Below are 11,064 nucleotides of genomic sequence, written 5' to 3' on the forward strand. Positions count from 1 at the left end.
GCGTGGTTGGTCGGTGGCCGAAAGGTTCGTGGGCCAGCTGGCGGACGACGGTATCGCGAACGATCCCGTGACCACCACATCGTCGGCACCAGTCATCAGCAGTGTTTGGACGGCATTCCAGAATGGCTTTGTGCCCGGTGATGTGTTGGCCGGTGCAGGTCAGATCGAGGTCATTGAGTCTGCAGAAGGTCGTGAGGTCAGGCGTCGAGAAAGTAGGCTTGGCCACGTCGAGGTCTTTCGGATGGACGGTGTGAGAACTTCCATCATCGGAAGACCTCGACGCCTATCTGAGCAGCGACTCGCCGTGTCTGAAAATCCCTGACCCACACTCTCGATTACGAAGAGCCCCTTAACCGGCGCACCACTTTGTCCGACCACACGCCCAACAACAGATTTAAAAGCGTTCCGCACCCAGTCCAACATTCTGGCTTCCGGCGTTTTGACACCGCCAACGCGGCACGCGCCCGCCCCAGGTCGGGGAAACCTTCAAGACAAGGACTTGAGCGCAATCAGCGGCCCATTATTCGTAGACAGTGACATAGTCTCGATCGGCATCAAACGACAGGGCCGCGACCCACCGCCGCTGGTTTTCGTAGTCAACGACGCTCAATTTCATTCCCATTCCAACGGCTGGAATTTCAAACAGGCCATTCTCGAATTCTCGGCTACCTGCGCCAAATGTATGGGCGATAGGACTTGGTCGCGAACTAATGCTTGAAATTGAACTAACGACCACAGCCGCCACATCAAAACGCGAAACTTTGAACTGGACGTAGCAATTGTCACCATAACGTACCGCCCAAGGAGCATTCACTTCAACAGACGCCGCTGGTTCTAGATCACCACGAAAGTTACGCCCCTCGGCAATTACGCCATGCACGTCATCTTCGAAAGTCGTTTGAATGGCCGCCATCACGGCGTTTTCGCCGAGGAAGAAGTCTTCATAAATTTTCGCGACAGCAGAGATGTTTGACGAGCCTTCGTTATGAGCATTCGCGAGGGCCTTCACTTGGTAGACTCCAAATTTCACTTCACCATCCGGAATAACAACTCCCGAATATTGTCTACTGACTCGCTCCAGAGACTTGCGATCAACTTCGTTCAATCGAATTCGCCAACGATTTCGCCAAGATCCCGCTCTTTCAATCGACTGCTGCGCAATGCCCAGTGTCCGCGGGACCAAAACAGGAAACGAATACTTGAACAGAAATAATTCAATTTGTCGAAGAAATTTTGGGCGATTACTCGACTCATGCGCAACCATAGCAAGAAGCAACGGCAAATCTGCCTTATTTTCGAAAGCACATTTTGCTAAATACCCAATATAATAATCGTCAATTTTGAGCTGACTCAACGAACCGGCACGCCCGCCACCAGTACCACGGCTCAGAGTTATAGCCTTGAACACAGCAAACAGAATGGCGACACATACAGCCGTCCAAAACCCTTGTACCAGCGATTTCGCCTCTGGGACAACACTGTCAAGATTCGGACGCCCCCAGTCCAGAGCCCCCACGACTACAGCCAAGGAGATGGATATTCCAAGCAAATAAACACCCTGGACAACAAACCCTGAATGTCTGGAGTATGCCGAAAACAGTGAAAGAAAATTCGTGGTTGCGATGTGGCCAAAGTAAAACACCCACAGCGCAAGGCTGACGTCAGTCTCTAGTTCGTGGGCCACTGCAACTAGGAATACGGCGGCAAGACCAAAAGGCACCAGGCGCCACACAAGAACTTTTAGAGGAGCTTCGACCACCCAATGCTTCGCTCTATCAGAGCTGTCGAAGTAGTTGTCTGGCCAGGACATCCTGGCTACCAGGAACACGACCTTGAGCGCTACTGCCGCACTGGCACCCACAACTACTGGCAGAATCACGGAACTCCCTTCATTCATGTTCCCGCAAACTAAGGAATCTACGCGAAATAGTGCGGGCTGGCGTCAGGCCCCTCTAAAAACCCGTCACCAACCCGCACAGGCAGAGTTGAACCACCAGACGTCAGCGGGTGGCCATGGCTTCGAGCGCGGACTTCTCGACCGCCTCGGCGACGGCCGGAGCGACACGGGAATCGAGTGCACCGGGCACGATATAACCGGGTGCCAGGTCATCACCGACGAGATCGGCGATCGCACGAGCGGCGACGAGCTTCATGTCATCGGTGATCTCGTCGGCATCGGCGTCGAGCGCGCCGCGGAAGATCCCGGGAAACGCGAGGACGTTGTTGATCTGGTTCGGGAAGTCGCTGCGTCCGGTGGCCACCACGGTGGCGTACTTGGCGGCGATGTCTGGGACCACCTCGGGGTTCGGGTTCGACAGCGCGAAGATGACTGCGTCGTCGGCCATGTTCTCCAGGTGCGCCTCGGCGATGGTGCCGCCGGAGACTCCGATGAAGGCGTCGGCACCGTCGAGGGCTTCGCCGATCCCGCCGGAGATCCCGCGCGGATTCGTCGACCCGGCGATCGCCTGCTTGGTCTCGGACAGGTCGGACCGGCCGGCTTCGACGATGCCCTTCGAGTCGAGAACGACGATGTCCTTCACCCCGGCGTCGGCGAGGATCTTTGCCACGGCCACGCCGGCAGCACCGGCACCGGAGACGACGACGCGGACGGAGTCGAAGGACTTCTCCACCACCCGCAACGCGTTCGTCAGCGCGGCGAGGACAACGACGGCGGTGCCGTGTTGGTCATCGTGCATGACGGGGATGTCGAGGGCCTCCTTGACCCGGTCCTCGATCTCGAAGCAGCGCGGGGCCGAGATGTCCTCGAGGTTGATCGCACCGAAGGTCGGAGCCATGCGGATGATGGTTTCGACGATCTCGTCGGTGTCGTTGGTGTCGAGCACGATCGGGATCGCGTTGAGGCCGGAGAAGCTCTTGAACAGGGCGCACTTGCCCTCCATCACCGGCAGCGAGGCGGCCGGACCGATGTCACCGAGCCCGAGCACGGCCGATCCGTCGGAGATGACCGCGACGAGGCGGCCCGTCCAGGTGTGGGTGCGCGCGAGCTGCGGCTCGTCCTTGATCGCGGTGCAGACCTTGGCCACGCCCGGCGTGTAGGCGATCGAGAGATCGCGCTGGGTCTGCAGCGGGCTGGTCAGCTCGGCGGACAGCTTGCCGCCTTCGTGCGCGGCGAAGATCTCCTGATCGGTGATGGGAGTCGGCGCGTTCTGGCCCGAAGCGGTGGAGTTTTCGGCGGTGGTCGTCATGATTGATCCTCGTGGTTGATGCGGCGACAGGGCGTATTCGTCGTTGCCGGCAGTGATCGTCTGACCGCGGGCAGTGGCGGCGCAGCGTCGGCGGAACTCGGATGAGTTCACATGAATCCGTGCGGGCTCGCTTGAGCCACGGTGAGTTCGGATGAGCCGGAAGTGGGCTCGCCGAGGCGGTCGGACGAAGAACTGGTCACCAGTGAAGGATGGTGCGGTGACGTCGGCGCGTCCTGTGGTGCAGACCCTAGGTGAAGGGCGCCGCAGGTGCGCGCTGTGCGGATACGGCTCGCATGGGGGCGAGTGTCGACCTCATGGGTCGCATCCGGCAACCCGATCAGCATAACCGATGAGGTGACCCATTTCACCTGAAATCCCTCCCCTCGCCGAGGTTGCCCTCCTTTTCGGTGGCATGTTCTCTAGACCTTTAGGCCGAGGTCCGGGGGCGATGGCGGCGGTGCCGAGCAGGCCGGGCGCACGGCGGGCAGAGACTGCGGCTGCGTCGATCACAGCTTCAATGTCATGTCAGTGCCGGATGCGAAAATGATCGGACAACGGAATCACTGGCCATTGGGAATCGAGAAACATTCGAACAATTTCTCACTTTTCTATTGTGTACCATTGTTTGATCGTTTACCATAGTAATAACAGCTTTTCAATTCAGCTCCACTTCTCCGACAATGAGGTCTGAGGCAGGTGAAATCGCAATGAAGGGCACCACAGGCTCGGCTCCGTCGAGCACTGACGAGGCAGCGGCATCCGGCTGCTCGCCGCGTTATGCCATCCGGCTCGAATCGAACATGTCCCACTTCGCCGAGGCGGCCGCGGCCTCCGATCGCGCCCGTTTCGAAGTCCTCGAATCGGCTTCGGCAACGGTGCTCGAGCAGGTCCTTCTCAACTCGGAGTTCGCCGTGCCCGAAGGTTCGGAGCCGTTCCGATGCGCAACGATCGCCGGAACCTTGGAACGTCGCCGTCATGAGACGCAGACCGAAGGCGATGTGGCGGGTCGCCGTCAACGGGACGCTCGCAGGAAAACAGCCGCCTGCACCAAGGCTGAAGTCGACCTCTATGACGCCGAGTTCGCCCGCGCCCAGCGGAAAGCAGCCGAGAAGGCCGCAGAGGAGGAGCTGCCCGACTTCCCCGAGTTCGACCCTAAGGCGTGGTTCGCGCAGTGGGTCTACGACAACGTGCTGTCGGAGGACCTCGTCGAGATCTCGACGGTCCTCGGTACGAACAGTGCGCGCACGTACCGTCAGCTGTCGGGTGCGATGACGATCTTCTACGGTCTTCCCCGATTCGCTGACCGCGTCCGCAAAGGCGAATTCACCCAAGCACACGTCGAGGTGGTCACCCAGCTGTGCGTGACGGTCTCCTTCGAATTCCTTCCCAAGCTCGACGAGTACCTCGCCACAAAGCGCGCGGACATCACCTGCGAGACCCTCCGCCGGGCGCTGGCGAAGATGATCAGCCTGCTCGTTCCTCCCGTCGCCATGACCGAGATTGCGGCGAAGCGACGCCGCGTCGACGTCGAGGGGTTCAAAGACGGCTCGGCCTGCCTCACCGTCAACGGCCCTTCGGCTGAGATCTTCGCCTGCTACAACCGCATCCAGGCCATGGCGCTGACCATCCACGGGAAGAACAGGTCAGCTCTCAATCTGCCCGTCGGCATGGCGATCAGCGATGAGCGGTCCATCGACCAGCTCCAGTACGACCTGTTCGTCCGCCCCGTACCTGAGCTGAGCGTCAAGGTCGTGTCCATCGACCCGGTCACCGGTTTTCAGGTGACCAAAGAAGCTTCTCTGCTCGACGCCGATGGCGAGATGATTCCCGGCATCGACACCGAGGACGGCCTCGCCGACTTCGCCAAGACCGTAGCCGATGAGGTTGCGGACGACGATGCTTCCCCGTCCGACCGTGCCACCGGATCCGCTTTCCGCGCCGCCGCACCCACGCGAAACAGCAGCGGAAGCGGCAGCGGCGACAGCGACAGCGTCGCCAGCCCCACCCGCGGCGGCAACGGCGACAGCGACAGCGTCGACGAGCTCGGCCCGGCCGAGTACTGGGTGAAGGTGCGCATGCCCACCAACCAACAGTGGCTGGCCAGTCAGGCCGCCACGGTCGCGACCGTACCGTTCCTCTCACTGACCGGAGACTCAGAGCTGCCCGGCACCTTCGCTGATGGCTCACCCATGCCCGCCGAGGTGGCACGCATGATCGCTGGACGGTCGAAGTCCATCCAACGGATCCTCACTGACCCCGCCACCGGCACCCCGCTCGATGCAAAGGCGACGAGCTACCAGGTTCCCAACGACCTGCGCAGGACGCTGGTCGAACAATGGACGGTCTGCACCGTCCCTGGTTGCTCGCGCCGGGCCGAGAAGGCGGAGATCGACCACGTCATCCCGTTCTTCCACCTCAATCCCAGCAGGGGAGGGCTCACTCGGTTCGGCAACCTTCATCCTCTGTGCAAGAAGCACCATGCGTTGAAGACCGCCGGTCGCTACGGCGTGACTATGCCCAAATCCGGAGAGGTCGACTACAAGTTCCGGCACGGAGTCTCGGCCAAGGTGACAGCTCCCGACCAGCCGATCAACATTGCCCAAGCTCTCGAACTCGAAGCCTTGGCACAGGTCCGCCTCAGGCGGTGGAGTCTGCCCAAGAGCATGGTTCCGCCAGCACCACAGGTGCTCGAACTCATGCCCGGAGAGTCGACGATTCGCCAGCGCGACGAGGCGAAGCGTCTCAAAGAGGAGCGAGAGGCACGGCAGCAACGTCTGACACGGGCCTACAAAAACGGTCAGGCTGCACGGCGGCGGCTGATGCTCGAACGTTGCCTCAACTGGGAGAGTGCTGTCTTCCAACCTTGCCTCCCCGCCGGTTCCGACCCTGCGGCGAGGAAGCAGCTGACCGGGAATGCCCGGTATGCCCGAATCATCAAATGCCGCCGTCTTTCAGGAATCGACGACGAGGATGTCGACTTCGACCCCAACAAACCTAGTGCCCCCAACGGACCCAGTGATACCAACGGGTCCCATGAGCCCAGTGACCCCACCGCCGTCGCCTCACGGCCCAAGCGCACGACGAAATCCAAAGTCTCCGGGGCGAACGACCCGTGGGACCACCGCTATGTCCCCACGAAGGTCAACTGGGACCACGACCTCGAGGCCGATCCCCCACCGTTCTGACCGTGTCCGCTCGTCTGACTGTGCCCGCTCGTCTGGCCCTGTCCGCTCGTCTGGCCGTGTTTGCTCGCCTAACCCGGTCCATTCGCCTGGCCCGGCCCATTCGCCTAGCTGCGCACGCGCGGTCGGGGACGAAGCACCGCTGAAATATCTGGCGCATCTTCTTCGCGGAGGCACCACAAATTTGAGATTGGGCTAGAAGAACTCCCGCCAGCGGATATGTTGAGAAGTATCAGCATCCCCGAAAACGTTTCGATGTGTTGCCTTATGAAGCAGGAGTGAAGATGAGTGTGCTCTATCTGGTCCGACACGGACAGGCCTCGTTCGGTACCGACGACTACGATCGGCTGTCCGATCTCGGCAAGGAGCAGAGCCGCGTCACCGGCCGGTTCCTCGCGGCTCAAGGTGTAGCTCCCGACAGGCTCATCCACGGTGAGATGCTGCGGCAGCGGCAGACGGCCGAAGGGCTTCTCGAGGGACTGGGCATGACGATCGATACCCGTGTCGATGCCGGCTGGAATGAATACAGTGCGTGGGAGATCACCGGGGTTCTGCCCGAGACCGACCCGCGGGCGAAATACGACTCAAAAGTCTTTCAAGCTGAACTCGAACGCGGCTGTGCCCGCTGGGCCTCCGGTGAGCATGACGAGGACTATTCGGAGACTTACACTCAGTTCACCTCACGAGTCGATCGGGCCCTCGACGATGCTGTCGCCGCAATGGGTTCGGGCGAGTCGACGGTCGTCGTCTCCAGTGCCGGCGCCATCGCGTGGACGGCCGCTCGACTGCTCGGTGCCGGCTTCGACCAGTGGATGGCGTTCAACCGGGTGACCATCAACACCGGCATCACGAAGATCATCACCGGCCGCGGCGGCACCAGCCTCATCTCCTTCAACGACCACGGCCACCAGGCTCCGCAGGACGCAACCTACCGTTGAGGCTGAAGCGCCGGGTGCCGAGGCGCTGGGGTGCCGGGGTGCTGGGGCGCCGGGGTGCCGGGTGCTGAGGCGCCGAAGTATCGAAGTGTCAACACGGTCGTTGCGCAGCCGGCCGGCGGGGCGTCTCTGCTCATGAGCTGGTCCGGGGCCTTCAACTGTCGGCGAGACCTCTATTTCGCTTCGCTTTCGCCCGAACGACCGTGCCTCAGTCCTGTGGGGATTCCGATCACGACAGGCTCGGCCGGTCCGCAGCATCCGGTCGACTCGACGCCTTCCTCTTCCGACGGACTGTCGCACGAGGAACCGACATCGGCTGAACACACGCCTGTTTCGGGCAGAACGAGCTCGATTCGGTCGGCAGCGTCTTGGTCCCCCGCGATCGCGGCGACGATGGAGCGAATCTGCTCGTACCCGGTGAACATCAGGAAGGTCGGAGCTCGACCGTAGGATTTCATTCCCGCAATGTAGAAGTCCTTCTCCGGGTGGGAGAGCATTCGAGCACCGTGGGGTGGGACGGTGCCACAGCTGTGGAACTCCGGGTCGATGAGCGGGCCGAGTTCCTGTGGCGCTTCGACGACGGGATCAAGGTCGAGTCGGATTTCTCGAAGGAACCCGAAGTCGGGCCGGAAGCCTGTGGCCGGGACGACCCGATCGGCATGGAGCTTCACGGGGCCTTCGTCCGTCGCGGCTATGATCGTGAGACCGTCATCACCGCTGAGGTCCGCGGTCGTGACACCATCATCACCGCGGAGTTCCGTGATCGTCATCGACGTATGCACGTCGATCACTCCGGTCTCGACGAGGCGCCGCAGCCGTGAGCCGAGAGCTCCGCGAGCAGGCAGACCGTCCTTGTCCTCTCCGCCGTAGACACTGGCTGGGTCTGCGCCCCTGATCGCCCAGCTGATGCGAGTATCCGGTTCGCGTTCGCGAAGTTCGGCCAGAGCCAGCAGCGTATTTGCTGCCGAATGGCCCCCACCGACGACTACTGTGTGCTTGCCGGCGAACCACGCACGGTCGCGGTTGAGCACGTCTGGCAGAGCTGAGGTGACGGTCCCTTCCCGGCGGGCCCGATCTTCACCGAAGGCAGGCAGACCGGCCCGCCCGATCGGGTTCGGTGTCTGCCAGGTACCGGAAGCATCGATGACCGCACGCGCGTAGTGTTCGGACACCGTCCCATCCGATTTCTCAGTGCGGATGAGGAAGGGCGTCTCATCTCGGCCCGGCGTTCGAGTCCGGTCTTTGCCGATTCGGCTCACGGCTGTGACTCGAGAGTCCAAATTGATGGTCGTGCGCAGCTCGGGAGTCTCGGCCAACGGTTTGAGATAGTCCGTGACCAGCTCTTCACCGGTAGGCAGATAGTCTCCGTCTGGTTCGCTCCAACCAGCGGCTTCCAGGAGACCGCGTGCCGCATGGTCGACGTTGTACTTCCACGGAGAGAACAGCCCGATGTGTCCCCACTCCGAGACAGCCGAAGCTGGAGCAGGGCCCGATTCGAACACCAGCGGCCGAAGACCTCGCGTGACCAAGTGCGCGGCGGCAGCCAGCCCGACAGGTCCGGCGCCGATGACGGCTACCGGCAGTTCATCGCGAGTGGTTTCAGACATGAGGCGCCTCCTCGGCGTTTGATGTCGATGTGTTTCGATGGCCATCCGAGGCAGGGCCGGCAGGCTCGGGCACGGGCGCAAGCACGGACTCAGGAGCGATCTCGGCCTCGGGAGCGATCTCGGCCTCGGGAGCAAGCTCGGTCACGAGAGCCTCAACGCGAGAGCGTATCTCGTCGCGGATTCTCCTGACGGCGTCGAGACTTTGCCCGGCGGGGTCGTCGAGCGTCCAGTCTTCGTATCTCGTGCCGGGGAAGACAGGGCAGGCATCCCCACAGCCCATGGTGATGACCACATCGGACGCGCGAACGTCTTCAGTGGCAAGAAGCGCGGGTCGGTTGTCCGTGATGTCGACGCCGACTTCGGTCATCGCCGCAACTGCAGTGGAGTTGAGCGAATCTGCCGGTTCGCTGCCGGCGGACCGGATCTCAACGAGGTCACCGGCCGCGTGGTGGAGGAAACCTGCCGCCATCTGCGATCTGCCCGAGTTGTGCACGCAGACGAACAGCACGCGTGGTTTCCTCGACGGTGTTGGACTCATGCTCAGATCGCTCGCCGTTCAGCGCTGGATGGAAAGAATCGCGGACGAGCCCAGAGCGCCACATAGACGAGACCGACGAGGATGGGCACCTCGATCAGCGGTCCGACCACGCCCGCCAGCGCTTGCCCGGAAGTCACACCGTAGGTGCCGATCGCAACGGCGATGGCCAGTTCGAAATTATTGCCTGCTGCAGTGAACGCCAAGGTCGTTGTCTTCTCGTATCCGAGCCTCAGCACACGGCCGACGACCATCCCGATGGCGAAGACGCTGACGAAATAGACGAGCAGCGGCAAGGCGATGCGAGCAACGTTCTTCGGGTGAGTGGTGATCTCGTCACCCTGGAGCGCGAAGAGCACGACGATCGTGAAGAGCAGACCGTAGAGCGCCCACGGGCCGAGCTTGGGGAGGAAGCGCTCTTCATACCAGGACCGCCCCTTGACCTTCTCCCCGAACGTGCGGGTGAGGAACCCCGCAATGAGAGGGACGCCGAGGAAGACGAGGACGCTGAGAGTGATTGCCCAGAACGAGAACTCGCTGCTGGTCGTCGGCAGACCCAGAAGCTCGGGCAACCACTGCAGGTAGAACCAACCGAGGAGTCCGAAGGCCAGCACCTGGAACACTGAGTTGATCGCCACAAGCACCGCGGCGGCTTCTCTGTCACCGCAGGCGAGATCGTTCCAGATGAAGACCATGGCGATGCATCGAGCAAGACCGACGATGATCAGCCCTGTGCGGTACTCGGGGAGATCGGGCAGGAAAAGCCATGCGAGGACGAACATGAACGCGGGCGCGGCCAACCAGTTGATGATCAGCGAGGTGACCATGAGCCTCTTGTCGGCGAGCACGTGCCCTGTCTCGTCGAAGCGGACCTTAGCCAGGACCGGATACATCATGACGAGCAGGCCCACCGCGATCGGCAGAGACACATCGGCGACTTTGACGGAGTCCAGTGCCGCCCCGAGACCGGGAATGATCCTGCCGAGGAGGAGGCCGACACCCATGGCCACGAGGATCCAAACCGGCAGGAATCGATCAAGAGTCGAAAGCTTCGCAGCCACCGGCGAGGCTGTATGCGCGGTCGTCGTGGAGGTCATCGCTCTCCCTGGGAAAGAGTCGGTCGGGCGGCGGGACTCACCGCAGACACATTGAAGTTCATCGATACGATCGAAACACAACGCATCGACAACTGTCAATATGTAGGCATAATGGTGGTGTGAGCCTTGCACACCCCGACCCAGACATCGCTTCGGACACCTGCTGCCCGTCGCTGACCGTTGCGCCTCTGAGCCGCGACGACGCCCAGGACTTCGCCCGCACACTCAAAGCCGTGTCCGACCCGACCCGGCTCCAGCTGGTGTCCCTTGTCGCCGCACACGACGATCAGGAGGCCTGCCTGTGCGACCTCATCGACCCTGTCGGTCTCGGTCAGCCCACGGTGTCCCACCATCTGAAGATCCTCGTCGACGCGGGAGTCCTGCGTCGCGAGAAGCGCGGAATCTGGTCGTACTATTCGCTGGAGGCGGAGACCCTGAGCAGATTGGCGTCATTCCTGTCCCCGAGTAGGACACCGCAACCAGACTGAGTTGCTGAAAGTCT

7 protein-coding genes and 2 pseudogenes are annotated in these 11,064 nt (G+C 61.7%); 3 read left to right on the top strand and 6 right to left on the bottom strand.

All coding sequences use genetic code 11. The features are described from left to right. From EB836_RS15995 to EB836_RS16005, 3 genes and pseudogenes are all read right to left on the bottom strand, one after another. A pseudogene (locus EB836_RS15995) lies at positions 1–226 on the bottom strand (ISL3 family transposase); the annotation flags it as partial. 294 nt (positions 227–520) lie between these two features. Then, positions 521–1,879, bottom strand: coding sequence for a hypothetical protein (locus EB836_RS16000; RefSeq protein ID WP_135542174.1), 1,359 nt, complete (start codon positions 1,877–1,879; stop codon positions 521–523). Between the two features lie 121 nt (positions 1,880–2,000). Continuing rightward, entirely contained in the window at positions 2,001–3,206 is a 1,206-nt protein-coding gene (locus EB836_RS16005) for an NADP-dependent malic enzyme (RefSeq protein ID WP_135542175.1), read from the bottom strand. A 707-nt stretch (positions 3,207–3,913) separates the two neighbouring features. Between EB836_RS16005 and EB836_RS16010 the strand changes: the two genes are divergently transcribed. Both EB836_RS16010 and EB836_RS16015 read left to right on the top strand, forming a co-directional pair. Next, on the top strand, positions 3,914–6,391 hold the full coding sequence (locus tag EB836_RS16010; RefSeq protein ID WP_135542177.1) for an HNH endonuclease signature motif containing protein: 2,478 nt from the start codon (positions 3,914–3,916) through the stop codon (positions 6,389–6,391). A 281-nt stretch (positions 6,392–6,672) separates the two neighbouring features. After that, positions 6,673–7,326, top strand: coding sequence for a histidine phosphatase family protein (locus tag EB836_RS16015; RefSeq protein ID WP_135542179.1), 654 nt, complete (start codon positions 6,673–6,675; stop codon positions 7,324–7,326). A gap of 170 nt (positions 7,327–7,496) precedes the next feature. Here EB836_RS16015 and EB836_RS16020 read toward each other — a convergent pair whose 3' ends face one another. The 3 genes and pseudogenes from EB836_RS16020 to arsB all read right to left on the bottom strand — a co-directional run bounded on the left by EB836_RS16020 (position 7,497) and on the right by arsB (position 10,562). Further along, positions 7,497–8,930, bottom strand: a complete 1,434-nt coding sequence (locus EB836_RS16020; RefSeq protein WP_135542181.1) for an FAD-dependent oxidoreductase — start codon at positions 8,928–8,930, stop codon at positions 7,497–7,499. A 133-nt stretch (positions 8,931–9,063) separates the two neighbouring features. After that, positions 9,064–9,468: pseudogene (locus EB836_RS16025) on the bottom strand (arsenate reductase ArsC); the annotation flags it as partial. Between the two features lie 2 nt (positions 9,469–9,470). After that, the gene (gene arsB / locus EB836_RS16030) at positions 9,471–10,562 is read right to left on the bottom strand and encodes an ACR3 family arsenite efflux transporter (RefSeq protein ID WP_135542183.1); all 1,092 of its coding nucleotides are present in this window, start codon (positions 10,560–10,562) and stop codon (positions 9,471–9,473) included. A 173-nt stretch (positions 10,563–10,735) separates the two neighbouring features. Here arsB and EB836_RS16035 point away from each other — a divergent pair, with 173 nt between their 5' ends. Then, on the top strand, positions 10,736–11,050 hold the full coding sequence (locus EB836_RS16035) for a metalloregulator ArsR/SmtB family transcription factor (protein WP_240690077.1): 315 nt from the start codon (positions 10,736–10,738) through the stop codon (positions 11,048–11,050). Positions 11,051–11,064: the final 14 nt, after the last annotated feature.

The organism is Brevibacterium sp. S111, assembly GCF_004745075.1.
Classification (GTDB): domain Bacteria; phylum Actinomycetota; class Actinomycetes; order Actinomycetales; family Brevibacteriaceae; genus Brevibacterium.